Source organism: Paracoccus pantotrophus (assembly GCF_008824185.1).
Classification (GTDB): Bacteria; Pseudomonadota; Alphaproteobacteria; order Rhodobacterales; family Rhodobacteraceae; genus Paracoccus; species Paracoccus pantotrophus.
The window spans coordinates 956,605-974,300 of sequence record NZ_CP044426.1 but is presented as its reverse complement, the minus strand read 5'-3'; the positions used below and the strand labels follow the sequence as shown (position 1 = coordinate 974,300).

Here is a 17,696-nt window from a genome sequence, read left to right as displayed (position 1 = left end):
TGGAGTGTCAGGCGGCGGGGCGGCCGACCAGCTTGCTGGCAGAGATGGCGCGGACATCGTCCACCACCATGTTGAACGAGGCCTCGCGGCCCTCGGCGCGGGCGCGTTCGGCGATCTTGTCGCGGTGCCAGGCCAGCACGTCGCGGGGCAGGGGCACGTTGCCCGCGTCATAGATGCGGATGGCGCCGTGATTGTCGCGCACCGGCGTCAGCTTGCCCAGATTGGCGGCGGCGGGCGCGAAGGGGATGTCCATGACGCCCACGCGGAAGGCCTCGACCGCGCCGCGGGCGATGTCGCCGCGACCCAGCTTCAGGATCTGGCGCATGACGGCATGGACCTCGGCCTCGATGATCTCGACCTCGGCATTGATCTCGGGGCCATCGACGCGGTTCTGGTCGGCGATCATGTTGACCATCTGCCGCGTCGCCTTCAGCCCGGCCTGGTTGGCCTCCATGGTCGGCACGCCGCTGGCTTCGTGCGGGGTCTTGACGATGATCTTGGTGGCGCGGGCCTGCTTGGCGACCAGCGCCCCCAGGCAGATCACCGCCGTCGCCTGCGCCTCGTCCTCGGGGAAACCGCCCATCCATTGGTGGAAGACGGTGGTCAGCTGGTAATCGCCATAGCCCGCGTTCAGGAAGTAGTGATGCGCCAGCTTGCGCAAGGACCGCAGCGCGGCGATGTCCTGCACCAGGTTGCCGGCCTGGCCGTACCCCAGCGTCAGGCACCTGACCCCCTGTTCCAGCGCCAGAAGTCCTTCGAGGATCGCCACCACATGCGAGACGAAGGGCGGCACCAAGGTACCGGTCAGCGGGCCGAAGGGCTCGCGGTTGATGCGGATGCCGGCCTCTTCGTAGCGGCCGACCAGCCGGTCGCAATATTGCCAGTGCCGGATCGAGCGTTCCAGCGGCACGCGCTTGGCATAGGGGATGTTGTAGGAGATCCCGCCGCCCTCATAGCTGGAAAACCCGGCGCAAAGCGTGATCTCGGCCAGCAGCCGGGCATCGGGCGTGCCGTGCCGGACCTGCACCGGCTTTTCCACCGCCTCGACCAGCCGCCGGCAGCCGTCGACGCCATGGTTGACCGCCGGAAAGCCGTTCAGCAGCGAGGTGCCTGCCGCGCGCGAGCGGTCGATGCCTTCCTGCGCCTCGGCATAGCGGTTGTGGCGGGTATAGGCGTCGATGGTCGTCGGCAGCACGTCGCAATGGGGGGCAAGCCCGTTCAGCAGCACGATATGTTCGCGCAGCAGGGCCACCCCGGCGCGGGGTTGCAGCAGGGTGCGGTTCTCGGCATCGGCGCGGCTGAGCGCCAGCGGGAAGCGCTTGGCCTCGGGCAGCGCCTCCTGCAGGCGCACGCCGGCGTCGAAATCGACATCGGGGCCGGTGGACCAGGTCTGCAGCACCTCGCGGCGCTCGGCGTCGAATGTGGCGTCGTCCAGGCGGGTATTGGTGATCTCGGTCATGGGTTCGGAAATGCTGGATCAGGCCGACAGGCGTTCGGTGATGCCGAAGGCGGCGGAGTTGTGGCCATAGGCCAGCGGGCGGCGGCTCTGGATGTCGGTCTTGAGCAGCTCGACCACATCCTCGAGCCGCACGGTCGGCGGAAACACCCGGTCGAAGCCCATCTCGAGGAAACGCTGCTCGACCTCGGCGAAGGCGCGCTTGCCGATCACCAGGTTGCCGCCGACATAAAGCAGGATCTCGCCCAGCCCGCGCTCCTCGCAGCGATCGCGCAAGCCCTGGCAGTCGATCTCGCCATGGCCATAGATCGACGAGACGAGGATGGCATCGGCCCTTTCCTCGATGGCAGCCTGGATGAACTCGTCCTGGCTGACCATGACGCCCAGGTTCACCACCTCGATACCGTTCCGGCTCAGCACGGCGGTGATGATCTTGTTGCCGACCGCATGGCAATCGGCGCCGATGACCCCCAGGATGACCCGGTATTCCGAGACCGCCTCCAGCATGGTTCCTCCCCTTCGCAATGAACCTGCGCCGAGGGGTAGGGGAATCACCCCCGTTGGGTCAAGTTTTGTGAATGAACATTATTGACAGGTAATAAATATTTATCTTTTTCGTGCCGGCCGCTTATGCAGGCCTGCATCGCAGGCATGGGACCGATCCGTGAAATGCTGGCCATTTCCATCCACCGACATGATGTTGCCGGTGATCGCCGGGCTGGCAGGCGGCCTCGGGCAGCTGTTCGAGCTTTTCGGCCAGCATGCTCGACATCGGCGCCGGCATCGATCAACAGCCTGACGGTGCGCGCAGCACGAAGCCCTATCACTGCACTCTGTCACAGAACCCTGTCGGCTATCCAGATGACTTGCCTTATGATGGCAAGGACCGCTACCATCCTTGCCAGCCACAGATCTGTTGTTGCTCGCTTCTTGCCCATGATGTGCTCCTGCTTCGCTGCAGGGCCATCATGGGATGCGATTCGGCGTTGATATATGTTGGCCTTCCACAGGCCCAGAACGAAGAAGCCCCGCCGGAGCGGGGCGGTGTCGTTACCGCATGTTCAACTGCGTTCCTAGAAGGCCCCCAGAATCGTTGCAATCCATAGTGCCAATCACTATGTTGATGGCAAGGATTGGGCTTTTCCCGGTCGACTAGGGGGCTCCGGCATGTCTGGGGCCTCCTCGTTCATGGGAATGTCTTCCGATTCCTGATTTTCGGGGCGATGATATCGAAAGCCCTGTTGGCTTGCTGAGGGCGCAGCACATTTATCGCTATAGGTCTGGCCGTCAGGTCTGCGAGTTGCAAGCCAACTGAGTTCTCTGATTTCTTTGAGAAAATTGGTTGAAAATCAACATCTCCAAAGTTTCGATTGAACCCAACCCCAGTCTCGTTCTCCGGCGACAACCCTGCGGAACTCCAGTTCCAGATCCCGATCTTCGGACGGGCCCCTGCACTCGAATACCACGTGCGTTGTCTTGTTGGTCTGCTGAATCTCCCTACAAAACAGCAAGAGCCGCTCAAGGCAGAATTGTAAGGCGAGCCTATATGGGCTCCACGGTCGAGGATACCGCGCCACAAGCCCGTGCTTGTCGATCACCGATGCGATGATCTGGAATGGGGCATCGGCCATGATCTGGGACAGATCAGACATAAAGGCCGCTCTGACGTTTGGATCCGTGCGCAGAAAAGCGAAGTCGCCCTTAGTTTTCCGAATTTCGTGCTCGTGAAGAACGATGGAGTCGTGGCCCCAATACTTGAATTTGAGCCCCTGAACCGCTGGGATGATTTTCTCGCAATAGTCCTTCTTCTTGATTACACAAAATGCCAGCGAGAAGGCCGGGAACTCCGGGTCGATGGAGGTGAGGCTGTGGTCGCCGCTCTCGTCAACAAATACAATGTAATCAGAATATTCCACGACTATGCGCCCCTCACCTTCTCCGCCGCCTCCCTGAACACCGCGGCCACGGCAGGGTGCGCTCGCTCGGCTTGGTCCAGCATCGACCGTGCCGCCTCGGCCCGCCCTTCCGGCGTCGTCAGCAGCACCTTTCCCATGTTCACCAGCACGTCCAGCAGCGCAGCGCGCAGGGCGTCCTCGATCTGTTCAGCGTCCTCGGTGCTCAACTCGGGCATTACTGCTGGCACCGCCCCTTGCCAATGCTGAGGGTGTGGCGGGTCGGTCCCGGATGGTCAGGCACGCTGGATGTGACCCTGACCTGCACCGTGCAATCCCGGCTGCTGACCTCGTATCCCTCGGCTGTCTTTTCGATGCGCTCGATGGGCTGCTGCTTGAGGGCGTCGGCCAGCCGGTTGTCGCCCAGCACCGCATGCAGGATTTTCGAACTGTCCCAGTAGCCGCTCAGTGCAGCGGACGCTGGAAGGGCTGGCGCCATCAGCGCCGACGCGATGATCAAGCTTGTCGTGAAACGCATGTTCTGTTCCTCTCGGCCGGGGGAGCGGCGGGCCCTCTGATGGGGTTGCTGGCCGTTCCTACGCCTCAAACTCATCCTCAAGCCGGATGGCCGTGCCGTCAACGATTGCCTTGATTTGCTCGACGGACCATCGCTGATGAGTCCCTATCTTGCAGGGACCGGGCAAAGACCCATGATTAACAAGGTCGGCGAACTCCTTTGGCGTCATATCAAGGAGCTTTGCAGCAGTTTCGAGCCGCACGAATATCGGCTGAACATTGCCTCGTCTCGCCATTTTCTCGCTCTGACTGCCCTAGCTCCCACAATCTGAGCGATGGCCAGATGACCGTCAAGCCTACAGGGCGGGGCGGCGGCTTATGCCTCACCCTACCTGTGTCCAAGATGAGCGCGCTGGATGGCGACCTTGGCTTCGCTATAATGACGCCCCGCGCATCTCTGAATGGGCGTTCTCGGGCGCTCAGCCCCCAGATGCAGAAATCCTTGCGGAAAGGGCCGCAAATGTCCGAACGAATCCTGATCGCTGTCGATCCCGACGCGCTTGCCGAGATAAAGGCCGAACTGGTTGCACTTCGCAACGAGATCCGCGCCGTGCGCATGTCGCCCATGCCTGAATGGGTGACGGCCCACGAATATGCCGAGCAAGTGGGCGTGACGCGCCGCACGGTGATGAACTGGATCGCCGCCGGGCAGATCGAAAGCAGCCGCCACGGGGCAACCGTCCTGGTGCGCTCACGGCCCAGCGACAGATCGCGCGGGCGGGGAAGAGGCTAGCCCCAATCCATCCCAAGGCGTGGCCCATCCGCATCACTCACGACCGCAATCGGTAGCAGCCAACCGCAAATATAAAGGCGGGCTTTATGGCGGGTATATCGCCTGAATGGCAATTTTTCTTATAAATATCAACTGGAAATGGCGGAAGCGGTGGGATTCGAACCCACGGTGGGGTCTCCCCCACGCTGGTTTTCAAGACCAGAGCCTTAAACCACTCGGCCACGCTTCCAGGCCGCGCCGGGATAGGCTGGTGCAAGGGGCGAGGCAAGCGGAATCTAGCCGCGCCGCGCCGTCGGAGCGACAGCCGCCGGCAGCCGCAACCCCGCACACAATCCCCCCAGCGCCGAGCGATCCAGCATCAGCGCGCCGCCATGCAGCGCCGCCAGGTCGGCGACGATGGCCAGGCCAAGGCCGGTGCCGGGCGGGCCGGCCTCGTCCAACCGGGCGCCGCGGGTCAGCGCCAGGGCATGATCCTGATCAGACATGCCGGGGCCGTCGTCCTCGATCAGGATGTGCAGCTGGTCGCCGTCGACCCGCGCGGTGATGCGGATCGCCGAGGAGGCCCATTTCACCGCGTTTTCGACCAGGTTGCCGATCATCTCCTCGAGATCCTGCCGCTCGCCGGCGAAGCCGGCATCGGCATCGGCGCAGATATCGACCCGCAGGCCGGCCTCGCGGATCGGGCCGCCCAGCACCAGCAGGATGTCCTGGATGACCGGTGCGGCCGGGGTGCGCTGGCCCAGCAGCCGCGGCGCGGCCGAGCTGCGCGCGCGCCGCAGGTGCCAGCCGATCTGGCGGTCCATGCGCGCGATCAACGCGTGGCCGGGATGGTCGGGCGGCAGCGCATTGTCCAGCGCCGCCAGCGGCGTCTTCAGCGAATGCGCCAGGTTGCCGACATGCTCGCGCGCGCGGGCGAGGACGGCGCGGTTCTGCTCAAGCAGCGCGTTGATCTCGGCGGCGACGGGGCGCAATTCGGCCACGGCGGGCAGGGGCAGCGCCTCGGCCTGGCCGGCGCGAATGCGGCGCAGGTCGCGGCCGAGCCGGTCCAGGCTGCGCAGCCCCGCAGCCACTTGCAGCAGGCTTGCCGCGGCCAGCGCCAGCCCCAGCACGGCCAGCGAGATCGCCAGCGGCCGGCGCAGCCGTGCCATGGCGGCATCAATCTCGGCCCGCGGCGCGGTCACGGTCACGGCCAGGACCGAGGCCGAGCCGGGCAGGGTGAAGACATGGCGCGCGACCCGCAAGGGCTCGCCGGCCGGGCCAAGGCCGGGGCCGCCCTGGAAATCCGCCTCGGGCGGGTTCAGCACGTTGTCGAAGAGCGAGGGCGATTTCGCCGCCACCTGGCCGTCCTGCGTCAATTGCCAGAACCAGCCCGACAGCGGCATCTGGAAACGCGGATCGGTCGGGGCGGGGCCGGCAACCAGCCGGCCGTCCGCGTCGATCCCGGCGCCGGCGATCAAGGCATCGGCCACCGCCCCGGTCTCGGCGTCGAAGCGGCCGGTGATGAAATCCTCGAGGATCGCGGCGATGGCAAGATAGCCCGCGACCAGCGCCACCCCGGTCAGCAGCGCCGCCAGCCCGATCAGCCGGGCGCGGATCGAATCGCGCGGCAGGATCAAGCGGCGGTCCTCAGCACATAGCCCTCGCCGCGCCGGGTCTCGATCAGGCCCTCGCCGATCTTCCTGCGCAACCGGCCAATCACCACCTCGATGGACTTGAAGTCGCGGTCGGCGGCGGAATCGTAAAGGTGGTCGGACAATTCGCTGCGGCTGACCACGCGGTTCTGGTGATGGATCAGATAGGCGAGGATGCGGGTCTCGAACGCCGTCAGCTTCAACGCCAGCCCGTTGCGGGTGATGACGCCCAGCTGGGTGTCAAGCCGCAACGGCCCGGCCTTGATCACCGCCTGGGCATGGCCGGCGGCACGGCGCACCAGGGTCTGGGCGCGGATCACCACCTCTTCCAGCCGGAAGGGCTTCACCGCGTAATCGTCCGCGCCGGCGCGGAACCCCGCCACCTTGTCGGTCCAGTCGCCGCGCGCGGTCAGGATCAGCACCGGCATGGTCACGCCGCCCTCGCGCCAGCGGGTCAGCACCTCGATCCCCGGCAGGCCGGGCAGGCCCAGGTCCAGGATCGCCAGGTCGTAGGTCTCGGTCGAGCCCAGGAACTCGCCCTGGGTGCCGTCGGCGGCGATGTCGCAGGCAAAGCCGCCGTCGCGCATGGCGGCTGCCAGCTGCGAGGACAGCGTCGGGTCATCCTCGACGATCAGGCATTTCATGGCTTCGTCCCCTTTCGCCGGGCATCGGTCAGGCCCGCGCCCGCGACCTCCAGGAAATCGCCGCCATGCGCGTCCAGCCGGATCAGCAGCACGTCCCGTTTCGGCGTCAGCAGGCGCAGCTCATGCACCAGGATCACGCCCTTCGCCCGCTCGTCGGGGGTGGGCGGCACGATGCGCGCCGCGATCAGCCGGCCGCGGAACCGTTCCGCGACGATTTCGGCGGCGCGGTTGAGCGGCAGGATGCGGGAATCGTGGCGCTGGAGGCTTTCGAACTCGGGCGCCCAATCCTCGGGCCAGGGCGGGCCGCGGTCGTGGCCGCGATCCTCGGCCAGCGCGTTCAGCGCCAGCGCCAGCGCGACGGGCAACGACAGGGATATGATGCGCATGCGGTTCATCGGCCCTATGTAATGGGGGAAATCCAAACGAAAGCCAAACGGGTCGTTGGTCTTTGGTTGGCGCGACTGGGGCTATCACCCGATTCGTCCGGGGCCGATCAGGATGCCCCGATAAGGAAGGAACCAGAGATGAGCAGAAAACTCTCGACCTCGATCGCGCTTTCGGCCCTGCTGGCGGCGTTCTCGGCCCCCGTGCTGGCGCAAGAGACGCCCGCCGCGCCCCCGCCCGCGGCCGAAGCCCAGGCCCAGGCGCCGGTCGCGCTGCCGCGGGCCTTGCAGGATGCCGGGCTGACCGACGTGACCAGCAAGCGCGGCCCGCGCGGCGCCACCCGGCTGGAGGGCAAGCTGCCCGACGGCACGCAGATCGACGCCATGCTGGACGACAAGGGCCAGCTGCGCGGCCTGCGCGCCAAGGGCGAGGGCGTGCTGCCGCAGGCACTGGTCGATCAGCTGGTGCCGCAGCCCGTGCGCGACAGCGCGGTTTTCGGCGAGCTGGGCGGCCTGAAGGCGGTGTTTTCGGGCGAGCGCGGGGTGATGCTGGCCGGGCAGGGCGACGGCAAGCTGGGGGCGCGGGCGGCCTTTACCCAGGACGGCACGCTGATGCGCTTTGGCCGCGGCGATGCCGAGCGCGGCAAGGGCTGGCACGGCAAGCGCGACCATGACCGCGCAGACAAGCGCCGCGGCCATCACCGCGGCGACGGCCCGCGGGGCTGGGATCATGGGCCGCGCGGGGATCGCGGGGCCGAGCGCGGCTGGGATCGCGGGCCGGGGCGCGACATGCCGCCGCCGCCCGCCGGCGCCGCGCCCCAGGCACCCGAGGCGCCCGCGCCGCAGCGCCAGGGGGCGCTGGCGCCGGTCCAGCTTGACCGGGGCGAGGTGCGCATGGCGCTGACCTCGGCCGGCTACAGCCGCATCGGCGAGATCATGCAGGACGGGCCGCGCGTCGTGGCCCAGGCGGTCAACCCCGAGGGCGAGCCGGTCGCGGTCGAACTGAACCCCAAGGGGCAGGTCACGCGGGAAATCAACCGCTGAGGCAGGTTGCAGGCGCATCGGGCCGCGCGGGCTTTCCAGCCGGCGCGGCCCTTTGGCGCGGCGATTCCGATCAACTCTCGGCAAGACCCTGCCTTTCGGCGCGAAAAGGCTTGCCTGATGCGCGCGGCAATGCGAAATCCCCCCGGAATTTCCGGGCTTTCCTGCCCGAAACATTGGGGTCGGTCGATGCGTCGTCGTGAATTTGTCCTTTCTGCCGGTGCGGCCATGACGGCTGTCAGCGCGCTTTCTGCCTCGCTGGGGGCGGCCCTGGCGCAGGAAGGCCCCGAAGCCCAGCCGGAAGCCGCCGCCGCGCCGGCCGAGGAGGCCGCGCCCCAGCCCTTCGGCTTCGAGGATGTCGCCGCGATGGCCAGGGAACTGGCCGCCAAACCCTACGAATACCGCGATGCCGAACTGGTCGGCAGCTTCGCCAACCTGACCTATGACCAGTATCGCGGCATCCGGTTCCGCCGCGATCGCGATCCCTGGGCCGGCAGCCGCGATTTCGCGCTGGACCTGCTGCCGCCCGGCGCGATCTTCCACGAGCCGGTGGACATCGCGCTGGTCGAGGAGGGGGTGGTGATCCCGGTCCGCTTCGATCCGCACATGTTCGACTTCGACCCGGCGCAATTCCCCGACGGGGTCGATTACGAGACGCTGGGCGACATGGGCTGGTCGGGGTTTCGCATCCGCGCGCCGCTGAACCGGCCCGATGTCATGGACGAGATCGCCGTGTTCCAGGGCGCCAGCTATTTCCGCGCCGTGTCGCGGGGCACCCTTTACGGCCTGTCGGCACGCGGTCTGGCCATCGGCACCGGCAGCGCCGAGGGCGAGGAATTCCCGCTGTTCCGCGGCTTCTGGATCCACAAGCCCGGACCCCAGGACCGTTCCGTGCTGGTTCATGCGCTGCTGGACAGCCGCTCGGTCTCGGGCGCTTTCGAGTTCCGCATCACGCCCGGCGCCGAGACCGTCTTCGACACCCGCGTCGCGCTGTTCCCGCGCCAGGACATGCGCAACGCCGGCATCGCGCCGCTGACCTCGATGTACTGGTTCGGGCCGGCCGACCGCTCGCGCGTGGACGATTATCGACCCGCCGTGCATGACAGCGACGGCTTGCAGATGCTGACCGGGGGCGAGCAGCGGCTCTGGCGGGTGTTGTCGGGACACAGGACATTGCAGGTCTCGGCCTTCATGGACAATGATCCGCTGGGCTTCGGCCTGGCACAGCGGGCGCGGGACTTCGAATCCTACAAGGATGCCGAGGCGCGCTATGAAAAACGGCCATCGGCCTGGATCGCGCCGCAGGACAACTGGGGCAAGGGCACCGTCACCCTGATCGAGATCCCGGTCGAGAACGAGTTCAACGACAATATCGTCTCGTTCTGGCAGCCGGCCGACACGCTGCGCAAGGGCAATCGCTACGACTTCAACTACATTTTGACATTTGCAGCGGAAGTCCCTGACAGCGCACCGATTTCCCGCGTTGTCGAAACCATGTCCGGCAAGGCGATCAACAATCCCAACGGCCGCACCTATATCGTCGATTTCGACCTGGGGCTGTTCGGCTCGGACGATCCGGTGCCGCAGCTGCGCGCCTCGGCCGGGCGGATCGGGCACAGCTATCTGCTGCGCCTGCCCGAGCAGGGCCGGATGCGGCTGGCCTTCGAATACCTGCCCGAAGGCGCCAAGCTGGCCGATCTTTCGGCGGTGCTGAACGGCCCCGAAGGCCCGCTCAGCGAGACCTGGATCGCCCGCTGGACGCGCGAGTGAGCGACATGGGCGCGCCCCACAGTAAGCCGGACCGGTATCCGGCCAGCCGGACCCGGTCCCTGCCTCTGTCCGCGGATGACGGCTGGGAGGCGCTGGACCTGCCGCAATTCCAAGGCCCGGCGACGCCGCCCGAGGCGCCGCTGGACATGCCCGAGCAGGATTTCCGCGGCCGCCCGCCTTTGGGACCGGACAGCCGCTGGCCCTCGCCTGGTGCCATTGCGGCGCGGCTGACGGCCTTTGGCGGCGCGGCGGCGATCGCCTGGCTGGGCTGGCGGCAGATGATGCTGACCTTCGGCGCGAACATGACCTGGCTGCAATCGGTGCTGCTGGTGCTGTTCGCGCTGACCTTCACCTGGGTCGGGTTTTCCTTTACCTCGATGGTCTCGGGCATCTTCGCGCGGCGGCTGCGCACCCCGGAGGGGCCGAACCAGGCGCGCCTCGCCGTGGTCATGCCGGTCTATCACGAGAATGCGGCGGCGACGGCGGGCCTGCTGGCGGCGCTGGCGCGCGACCTCCATCGCGAGGGGCTGGGCGATCGGGCCGAGATCTTCGTGCTGTCGGACAGCTACGAGCCACGGGCCGTCTTCGAGGAGATGGCGGCGATCAGCCGGCTGCGCGACATCTCGCCGGTGCCGGTCTGGTATCGCCGCCGCCGTTCGAACAAGGGGCGCAAGGCCGGCAATGTCGGCGATTTCGTGCGCCGCTGGGGCGGGCGCTACGACCAGATGGTGGTGCTGGACGCCGACAGCGTGGTCGGGGCCGCGACGATCAGGGCGCTGTCGGCGCGGATGAATGCCGATCCGGCGGTCGGGTTGATCCAGACCATGCCGATGCTGGTCGGCGGCCAGACCATCTTCGCCCGGCTGACGCAATTCGCCGGCCGCATCTATGGGCCCGCCATTGCCCGCGGCGTCGCCGCCTGGTCGGGCGACAGCGGCAATTTCTGGGGCCATAACGCCATCATCCGCGTCGAGGCCTTCGCGCAATGCTGCGGGCTGCCGGAACTGCCGGGCAGGCCGCCCTTTGGCGGCACCATCCTGAGCCACGACTTCGTCGAGGCCGCGCTGCTGCGGCGCGCCGGCTGGAAGGTGCGGCTGGACCACGACCTGCGCCAGAGCTTCGAAGGCTGCCCGCCGACGCTGCTGGACATGGCCGTGCGCGAGCGCCGCTGGGCGCAGGGCAACCTGCAGCATGCGCGGCTGATCTTTTCGCGCGGCTTCGCCTGGATCAGCCGGGTGCATTTCGTCATCGGCATCCTGGGCTTCCTGATGTCGCCGATCTGGCTGATGATGATCCTGGTCGGGTTGGCGCTGTCGGCCAATGTGCTGCTGTCGCGGCCGGATTATTTCCCGCAGACCTACCAGCTGTTCCCGACCTGGCCGACCTTCGACCCGGTGCGGATGCTGTGGCTGTTCGTCGCCGCCATGTCCTTCCTGCTGGTGCCCAAGTTCATCGCCATCTTCCGCGCCTGGCTGCGGCCTTTGGCCAAGGATTCGGGCGGCAATGTGCGGCTTCTGGCCTCGGCCATGTTCGAGATCGTGCTTTCGGCGCTGATCGCGCCGGTGCAGATGCTGATCCAGACCCGGCAGATCATCGAGATCCTGCGCGGCCGCGATTCCGGCTGGGAGGCGCAGGTCCGCGCCGGGCAGATGCCGCCTTGGCATGTCGTGCTGCGCCGCCATGCGCTGCATGTCGCGCTGGGGATCGCAACGCTGGTGGTGCTGGCCTTTCTGTCGCCCTGGCAACTGGTCTGGCTGTCGCCGATCCTGGCCGGGCTGATCCTGTCGCCGCTGACCTCGCGCTGGTCGGCCAGCCCGGTCTTCGGCCGCTGGGCACGCCGGCAGGGCCTGCTTGTCACCCCCGAGGAGCGCGAGCCGCCCGAGCTGCTGACCGCCGCAAACATGCTGGATTTCCGCATTGCCGGCGGGCTGCCGCGCGACGGCCTGGGGGCGCTGGGGCGGGATGCGGCGCTGCGCGCGCACATCCTGGCGCTTTTGCCCGAAGCCCCGCGCGTCCCGGTCGAGGAGCGGCTGGATGCCATCTCGGCCGAGGCCAAGATCGGCCATGCCGCCTCGCAGGCGCAGGCGCTGCGCTTCCTCGGCCCGGCCGAGCAGCTGGCGCTGATCGAGAACCGCGCACTGATCGAAGCCTTCGCGAAGTTGCCACAATGAACCGTATCGTCGCCCTGGACATGCTGCGCGGCTATGCGCTGGTCTGCATCATGCTGGACCACATGCCGATCGGCGTGCTGCGCAAGCTGACGCTGACCAATTTCGCCGTCTTCGACGCGGCCGAGCTGTTCGTGCTGCTGTCGGGATTCCTGGTCGGCATGGTCTGGGTCAAGGTCGAGGCGCGCGAGGGACGCCGGGCCGCGCAGATCCGCTTCCTGCGCCGCGCCGCGCAGGTCTGGCTGGCGCTGATCGCCGGGGCGATCCTGCTGGCGCTGTTCTCGGCGCTGCTGTTCAAGCTGCAGATGAACCATACCGCGGTCTGGTTCCAATATGCGCGCTGGATCGTCGAGCATCCCATCGGCTATGTCGCCACCGTGGCGCTGATGTGGATGCAGCCCAACCTGCTCGACGTGCTGGCGCTTTACGTGCTGCTGATCGCCACCGTGCCGGTGACGGTGCCCTTCATGCTGCGCTGGCCCTGGCTTGCCATGGCGGTTTCGGTGGTGGTCTGGATCTTTGCCTTGCCGCTGAACGCGCTGATCCCCAACCAGCGGCCGGGGCCGGGGCTGCTGTTCAACCCCTTCGGCTGGCAGATGCTGTTCTTTGCCGGCGTCGCCATGGGCGCGTTTCGCGAGCGGATCATGCCGGTCCTGCGGCGCCACTCGGCATTGCTGACCTGGGTGTCGGTCGGCGTGCTGCTGTTCGGTCTGACCATCGTGATCGCCTGGAAGATCGGCGCGCCGGCCAAGCCCGTCAGCCAGTTCCTGCGCCAGATCACCGGCGGCATCGACAAATGGTCGTTGGATTTCATGCGTTTCACCGCCATTCTTGCGGCAAGCTGGATCGTCGCGGTGCCCCTGGCGCGGCCCTTTGCCTGGATGGCCGCCACCGCGCCGGGCGAGGCGCTGGCCGAGATCGGGCGCGGCGGGCTTTTCTCGTTTATCGCCTGCGTGATGCTGTCGATCTGGGGCGATGCGCTGGACATGTCGGCGCCGGCGGGGCCGCTGAACTTCTGGCTGCGGCTGGCCATCGACCTCTGGCTGGTCGTGGCCTTCTGGACCATATCGGCGGTCTGGATGCGGCGGGAAACCTGGCTGCCGCCGTTGCGGGCAAGGCTCGGGCTGGGCTAGGGCGTGCCGCGCGGCTTGCCTTGGCCGCCCCCAACCGCTCAACTGTCCGCCGCAGACCGAGGAGGAATGAGGAATCATGAAATCGGACATCCAGATCGCCCGCGAGGCGCAGAAGCTGCCCATCGCGCAGGTCGCCGGCCGGCTGGGCCTGACCGAGGCCGATTTCCTGCCCTATGGCCACGACAAGGCCAAGATCGCGCATGAGACCATCGCCGCGCTGGCCGGGCGGCCTCAGGGCCGGCTGATCCTGGTGACCGCCATCAACCCGACCCCGGCGGGCGAGGGCAAGACCACGACCACCGTGGGCCTGGGCGACGCGCTGAACCGCATCGGCAAGCGGGCCACGGTCTGCATCCGCGAGGCCTCGCTGGGGCCGAATTTCGGCATGAAGGGCGGGGCCGCGGGTGGCGGTCATGCGCAGGTCGTGCCGATGGAAGACATGAACCTGCATTTCACCGGCGACTTTCACGCCGTCACCAGCGCGCATAACCTGCTGGCGGCGATGATCGACAACCATATCCACTGGGGCAACGCGCTGCGCATCGATCCGCGCCGCGTGACCTGGCGGCGGGTCATGGACATGAACGACCGGGTGCTGCGGCAGGTGGTGGTCGCGCTTGGCGGGCCGGCCAACGGCGTGCCGCGCGAATGCGGTTTCGACATCACCGTCGCCTCCGAGGTGATGGCGATCCTGTGCCTGGCCTCGGATCTGGCCGACCTGCAGGCGCGGCTGGGCCGCATCGTCATCGGCCAGACCTTCGACCGCAGGCCGGTGACGGCGCGCGACCTGGGCGCCGAGGGCGCCATGACCGTGCTCTTGCGCGACGCCCTGCAGCCGAACCTGGTGCAGACGCTGGAGAACAATCCCGCCTTCGTCCATGGTGGGCCCTTCGCCAATATCGCGCATGGCTGCAACTCGGTCATGGCGACGCGCACGGCGCTGGCGCTGTCGGATTATGTCGTGACCGAGGCCGGTTTCGGCGCCGACCTGGGGGCCGAGAAGTTTCTCAACATCAAGTGCCGGCTGGCCGGGCTGCAACCTGACGCGGCGGTGCTGGTGGCGACTGTGCGGGCGCTGAAGATGAACGGCGGCGTGGCCCGCGCCGACCTGGGGGCCGAGAATGTCGCGGCGCTGCGGGCAGGCTGCGCCAACCTGGGCCGCCATATCGAGAACCTGCGCCGCTTTGGCCTGCCGGTGGTGGTGGCGATCAACCATTTCTCGGGCGATACCGAGGCCGAAATCGCGGCGCTGACCGATTATTGCCGCGCGCATGGCGTGCAGGCGGTGCTGTGCCGGCACTGGGCCGAGGGTGGTCGGGGTGCCGAGGATCTGGCCCGCGCCGTGGTCGAACTGGCCGAGGGCGGCGCGGATTTCGCGCCGCTCTATCCCGACGAGATGCCGCTGGCCGAAAAGATCGAGACCATCTGCAAGCGCATCTATCGCGCTGCCGAAGTCGAGTTCCTGCCCCATATCGTCGAGCGGCTGGAGGAATGGCAGCGGGCGGGCCATGGCCATCTGCCGGTCTGCATGGCCAAGACGCAATATTCCTTTTCCGCCGACCCGGCGGCGCTTGGCGCGCCCGAGGGCTTTGCCATCCCGGTGCGCGAGGTGCGGCTGTCGGCCGGCGCGGGATTCGTGGTGGCGATCTGCGGCGACATCATGACCATGCCCGGCCTGCCGCGCGAGCCCTCGGCGCTGCGCGTGGGGCTGGACGGCGACGGCCATGTGCAGGGCCTGTTCTAGGGTATGCGGGCGGGATTTCCCATCGCGCGGCCCGGCATGACCGTGGGTCTGCTGGGCGGCTCTTTCGATCCGGCGCATGAAGGCCATGTGCATATCACCGATGAGGCGCTGCGCCGCTTCGGCCTCGACCGGATCTGGTGGCTGGTCAGCCCCGGCAATCCGCTGAAGCCCCACGGCCCGGCGCCGCTGGACCAGCGCATCGCGCGGGCGCGGCGGATCATGCGCGACCCCAGGGTCGCGATCACCGGCATCGAGGCGAAACTGGGTACCCGCATGACCCGCGACACCATCGCCGCCCTGCAACGGCTTTACCCCGGCGTGCGCTTCGTCTGGCTGATGGGGGCCGACAACCTGGTGCAGTTCGACCGCTGGGACCGCTGGCAGGACATTGCGGTGCGGGTGCCGATCGGCGTCATCGCGCGGCCGGGCTGGCGGATGCCGGCGCGGTTCTCGCGCGCGGCGCGGCTGCTGTGGCGCGCGCGGCTGCCCGAGTCGCGCGCCCGTGAACTCGCCCGCGCTAGGCCGCCGGCCTGGGCGATGATAAACCTGCCGCTGAACAAGCTGAGTTCCAGCGCGATCCGCGCGCTGGGGCCGAAAGGACGCGCATGAACGGATGGACGCGACGTGGCTTCGTGGCGGGGCTGGGGCTGCTGGCCCTGGCACCCCGCATGGCGTCGGCGCAGCAAAGGCCGGCGATGCGGCCCAGGGGGTTTGACCCCGAGGCGCTGATCGCCGCCGCGGGGCTGGGCGGCGCGGTGGCCTATGCGGTGGTCGACCCGGTCTCGGGGCAGGTGCTGGCCCAGCGTCAGGCCGATCAGCCCATGGCGCCCGCCAGCACGCTCAAGGCGGTGACGGCGCTTTACGCGCTGGACCGGCTGGGCGAGGGGCATCGCTTTGCGACCCGCGTCATCCGGGCCGGCAACATGCTGATCCTGGCCGGGGGCGGCGATCCGGTGCTGGATACCGATGCGCTGGACGAGTTGGCCGCCGCAACCGTCGCCGATGAAAAGGCCGCCGGCCGGCCGGCGCCGACCGCATTCGCCGTCTGGGGCGGCGCGCTGCCGCGGATCGGCCGGCTGGACCCGGCGCAGGACGAGCATCTGCCCTACAACCCCTCGATCTCGGGGATGATCCTGAACTTCAACCGCGTGCACCTGGACTGGCGGCAGGGCGAACAGGGCTATCGGCTGTCCCTGCAGGCGCGGGGCCGCAAGCTGTCGCCCAGGGCCTATACGGCCGCGATCGCGGCGGTGGACCGCGGGCTGCCGCTGTTCACCTATGAGGCGGGCAAGCTGGAAAGCTGGACCATCGCGCGCCGCAGCCTGGGCAAGTCCGGCAGCCGCTGGTTGCCTGTCCGCCGCCCCGAGCTTTACGCGGGCGACGTGTTCCAGACGCTGTGCCGCGCGCGCGGGCTGGCGCTGCCCAATCCCGAGGTGATCGAGATCCTGCCCGAGGGGGCCGAGACCGCTCGCCATGACAGCCCGCCCCTGCGCCAGATCGTGCAGGGTATGCTGGAATATTCCACCAACCTGACCGCCGAGGCCATCGGCCTTGCCGCCAGCCGGGCGGACGACCCGGCCGCCTCGGCCGCGGCCATGGCGGAATGGTTGCGCGGGCAGGGGATCGGCGGCGATTTCGCCTTTCACGACCATTCGGGCCTGTCGCCCTTGAATCGGGTCGATGCGCGGATGCTGGCCGCGCTGATGGCGGGGCCGGGGCAGAGGCGCAACCTGCGCGGGCTGATGAAGCCGATCCCGCTGCGCGATGCGCGCGGCAAGCGCAAGGACAGCGACATCGCCATCGAGGCCAAGACCGGGACGCTGAACTTCGTCTCGAACCTGGCGGGCTATGCGCAGAGGCCCGGGAGGCGGGAACTGGCCTTCGCCATCCTGACCGGTGACGAGCCGCGCCGCGCCGCCAGCGAAGGCCAGGAACTGCCCGAGGGCGTCACGGGCTGGACCAAACGCTCCAAGGCGCTGCAACAGGCGCTGATCGAGGGCTGGCTGGGCGAGTTCGCCGCGCAGCCCCCCGTCGCCTCGGCGCAGGGGGCGACGCTTTAAAGCAGGCCGCTTTAAAGCAGGCGGTGGCGTGCGCGGGCGGCCAGTTCGATGGCGGCGGCGTGCAGGCGCTCGATGTCCAGCTGGTCGCGGATCTCGGCCAGCATCTCGGCCTCGATCTCGCCCAGCCGGCCGTCGGAGGCGGCGACGTCGCAGGCCAGGACATAGGCGGTGTCATAGAGCTTTTCCGGCAGCGCCGCGCGCACCAGGCCGAAAAGCGCGTCCAGCCCGTCCTCCTCCTCGAACAGCGTCACCACGGTCTGCGACACTGCACGGATGCGGTCGATGTCGTAATCGGCGAAGACGGGCGTGTGGTTCACCGCGCGCTCGATGGCGACCAGCTCGGCCGTGCGCGGGTTCTGGTCCGAGGCCGAGACCGCCACCATGACCGCGACCAGCGCGTCGCAGGGCGAGAACGAGGGCAGGCTGTCGGTCATGGCATTTCTCCTTGCGTTTCCGGGGGTAATT

16 protein-coding genes, 1 tRNA gene and 1 pseudogene are annotated in these 17,696 nt (G+C 67.9%); 8 read left to right on the top strand and 10 right to left on the bottom strand.

Going from position 1 to position 17,696, the window contains the following annotated elements; all coding sequences use genetic code 11:
* Positions 1-7 precede the first annotated feature (7 nt).
* From ESD82_RS15270 to ESD82_RS15250, 5 genes and pseudogenes are all read right to left on the bottom strand, one after another.
* Entirely contained in the window at positions 8-1,459 is a 1,452-nt protein-coding gene (locus ESD82_RS15270) for a methylaspartate mutase subunit E (RefSeq protein WP_147427986.1), read from the bottom strand.
* A gap of 18 nt (positions 1,460-1,477) precedes the next feature.
* On the bottom strand, positions 1,478-1,963 hold the full coding sequence (glmS, locus tag ESD82_RS15265; RefSeq protein ID WP_051419836.1) for a methylaspartate mutase subunit S: 486 nt from the start codon (positions 1,961-1,963) through the stop codon (positions 1,478-1,480).
* Positions 1,964-2,642: 679 nt separating this feature from the next.
* Positions 2,643-3,372 (bottom strand): annotated as a pseudogene (locus tag ESD82_RS15260) (DUF3800 domain-containing protein).
* 2 nt (positions 3,373-3,374) lie between these two features.
* A complete protein-coding gene (locus ESD82_RS15255; RefSeq protein ID WP_147427987.1) occupies positions 3,375-3,599 on the bottom strand; it encodes a hypothetical protein in 225 nt (74 codons plus the stop codon).
* The gene (locus ESD82_RS15250; RefSeq protein ID WP_036765112.1) at positions 3,587-3,886 is read right to left on the bottom strand and encodes a hypothetical protein; all 300 of its coding nucleotides are present in this window, start codon (positions 3,884-3,886) and stop codon (positions 3,587-3,589) included. Before ESD82_RS15250 ends, ESD82_RS15255 begins: the two co-directional genes overlap by 13 nt.
* A 498-nt stretch (positions 3,887-4,384) precedes the next feature.
* On the opposite strand from ESD82_RS15250, the gene ESD82_RS15240 reads away from it, so the two are divergent.
* Positions 4,385-4,657, top strand: coding sequence for a MerR family transcriptional regulator (locus ESD82_RS15240; RefSeq protein WP_036747541.1), 273 nt, complete (start codon positions 4,385-4,387; stop codon positions 4,655-4,657).
* 139 nt (positions 4,658-4,796) lie between these two features.
* Here ESD82_RS15240 and ESD82_RS15235 read toward each other — a convergent pair.
* The 4 genes from ESD82_RS15235 to ESD82_RS15220 all read right to left on the bottom strand — a co-directional run bounded on the left by ESD82_RS15235 (position 4,797) and on the right by ESD82_RS15220 (position 7,318).
* A tRNA-Ser gene (locus ESD82_RS15235) sits at positions 4,797-4,886 on the bottom strand.
* A gap of 46 nt (positions 4,887-4,932) precedes the next feature.
* A complete protein-coding gene (locus ESD82_RS15230; protein WP_147427988.1) occupies positions 4,933-6,273 on the bottom strand; it encodes an ATP-binding protein in 1,341 nt (446 codons plus the stop codon).
* A complete protein-coding gene (locus ESD82_RS15225) occupies positions 6,270-6,932 on the bottom strand; it encodes a response regulator transcription factor (RefSeq protein WP_147427989.1) in 663 nt (220 codons plus the stop codon). The genes ESD82_RS15230 and ESD82_RS15225 overlap by 4 nt, the downstream gene beginning before the upstream one ends.
* On the bottom strand, positions 6,929-7,318 hold the full coding sequence (locus ESD82_RS15220) for a hypothetical protein (RefSeq protein WP_231486740.1): 390 nt from the start codon (positions 7,316-7,318) through the stop codon (positions 6,929-6,931). The genes ESD82_RS15225 and ESD82_RS15220 overlap by 4 nt, the downstream gene beginning before the upstream one ends.
* 138 nt (positions 7,319-7,456) lie before the next feature.
* Here ESD82_RS15220 and ESD82_RS15215 point away from each other — a divergent pair, with 138 nt between their 5' ends.
* The 7 genes from ESD82_RS15215 (at position 7,457) to ESD82_RS15185 (ending at position 17,231) form a co-directional block, all read left to right on the top strand.
* Positions 7,457-8,359 carry a hypothetical protein gene (locus ESD82_RS15215; RefSeq protein WP_024844505.1) on the top strand — a complete coding sequence of 301 codons (903 nt, stop codon included), beginning with the start codon at positions 7,457-7,459 and terminating at the stop codon, positions 8,357-8,359.
* Between the two features lie 225 nt (positions 8,360-8,584).
* A complete protein-coding gene (locus tag ESD82_RS15210) occupies positions 8,585-10,126 on the top strand; it encodes a glucan biosynthesis protein G (protein WP_244314589.1) in 1,542 nt (513 codons plus the stop codon).
* Positions 10,127-10,131: 5 nt separating this feature from the next.
* Entirely contained in the window at positions 10,132-12,297 is a 2,166-nt protein-coding gene (gene mdoH, locus ESD82_RS15205) for a glucans biosynthesis glucosyltransferase MdoH (RefSeq protein WP_231486747.1), read from the top strand.
* Positions 12,294-13,427, top strand: a complete 1,134-nt coding sequence (locus ESD82_RS15200; RefSeq protein ID WP_024844508.1) for an OpgC domain-containing protein — start codon at positions 12,294-12,296, stop codon at positions 13,425-13,427. Before mdoH ends, ESD82_RS15200 begins: the two co-directional genes overlap by 4 nt.
* 76 nt (positions 13,428-13,503) lie before the next feature.
* Positions 13,504-15,171, top strand: a complete 1,668-nt coding sequence (locus tag ESD82_RS15195) for a formate--tetrahydrofolate ligase (protein ID WP_147427991.1) — start codon at positions 13,504-13,506, stop codon at positions 15,169-15,171.
* Between the two features lie 3 nt (positions 15,172-15,174).
* Positions 15,175-15,780, top strand: coding sequence for a nicotinate-nucleotide adenylyltransferase (locus tag ESD82_RS15190; RefSeq protein ID WP_024844510.1), 606 nt, complete (start codon positions 15,175-15,177; stop codon positions 15,778-15,780).
* Positions 15,777-17,231 carry a D-alanyl-D-alanine carboxypeptidase gene (locus ESD82_RS15185; RefSeq protein WP_024844511.1) on the top strand — a complete coding sequence of 485 codons (1,455 nt, stop codon included), beginning with the start codon at positions 15,777-15,779 and terminating at the stop codon, positions 17,229-17,231. Before ESD82_RS15190 ends, ESD82_RS15185 begins: the two co-directional genes overlap by 4 nt.
* A gap of 11 nt (positions 17,232-17,242) precedes the next feature.
* Here the strand turns inward: ESD82_RS15185 and ESD82_RS15180 are convergent, their stop codons facing one another.
* A complete protein-coding gene (locus ESD82_RS15180) occupies positions 17,243-17,665 on the bottom strand; it encodes a tellurite resistance TerB family protein (RefSeq protein ID WP_024844512.1) in 423 nt (140 codons plus the stop codon).
* Positions 17,666-17,696: the final 31 nt, after the last annotated feature.

Coding starts and splice junctions, on each gene's coding strand:
- ESD82_RS15270 (WP_147427986.1), bottom strand. CDS start 1,459: ATGACCGAGATCACCAATACCCGCCTGGACGACGCCACATTCGACGCC.
- glmS (WP_051419836.1), bottom strand. CDS start 1,963: ATGCTGGAGGCGGTCTCGGAATACCGGGTCATCCTGGGGGTCATCGGC.
- ESD82_RS15250 (WP_036765112.1), bottom strand. CDS start 3,886: ATGCGTTTCACGACAAGCTTGATCATCGCGTCGGCGCTGATGGCGCCA.
- ESD82_RS15240 (WP_036747541.1), top strand. CDS start 4,385: ATGTCCGAACGAATCCTGATCGCTGTCGATCCCGACGCGCTTGCCGAG.
- ESD82_RS15225 (WP_147427989.1), bottom strand. CDS start 6,932: ATGAAATGCCTGATCGTCGAGGATGACCCGACGCTGTCCTCGCAGCTG.
- ESD82_RS15220 (WP_231486740.1), bottom strand. CDS start 7,318: ATGCGCATCATATCCCTGTCGTTGCCCGTCGCGCTGGCGCTGGCGCTG.
- ESD82_RS15215 (WP_024844505.1), top strand. CDS start 7,457: ATGAGCAGAAAACTCTCGACCTCGATCGCGCTTTCGGCCCTGCTGGCG.
- ESD82_RS15210 (WP_244314589.1), top strand. CDS start 8,585: ATGACGGCTGTCAGCGCGCTTTCTGCCTCGCTGGGGGCGGCCCTGGCG.
- mdoH (WP_231486747.1), top strand. CDS start 10,132: ATGGGCGCGCCCCACAGTAAGCCGGACCGGTATCCGGCCAGCCGGACC.
- ESD82_RS15200 (WP_024844508.1), top strand. CDS start 12,294: ATGAACCGTATCGTCGCCCTGGACATGCTGCGCGGCTATGCGCTGGTC.
- ESD82_RS15195 (WP_147427991.1), top strand. CDS start 13,504: ATGAAATCGGACATCCAGATCGCCCGCGAGGCGCAGAAGCTGCCCATC.
- ESD82_RS15190 (WP_024844510.1), top strand. CDS start 15,175: ATGCGGGCGGGATTTCCCATCGCGCGGCCCGGCATGACCGTGGGTCTG.
- ESD82_RS15185 (WP_024844511.1), top strand. CDS start 15,777: ATGAACGGATGGACGCGACGTGGCTTCGTGGCGGGGCTGGGGCTGCTG.
- ESD82_RS15180 (WP_024844512.1), bottom strand. CDS start 17,665: ATGACCGACAGCCTGCCCTCGTTCTCGCCCTGCGACGCGCTGGTCGCG.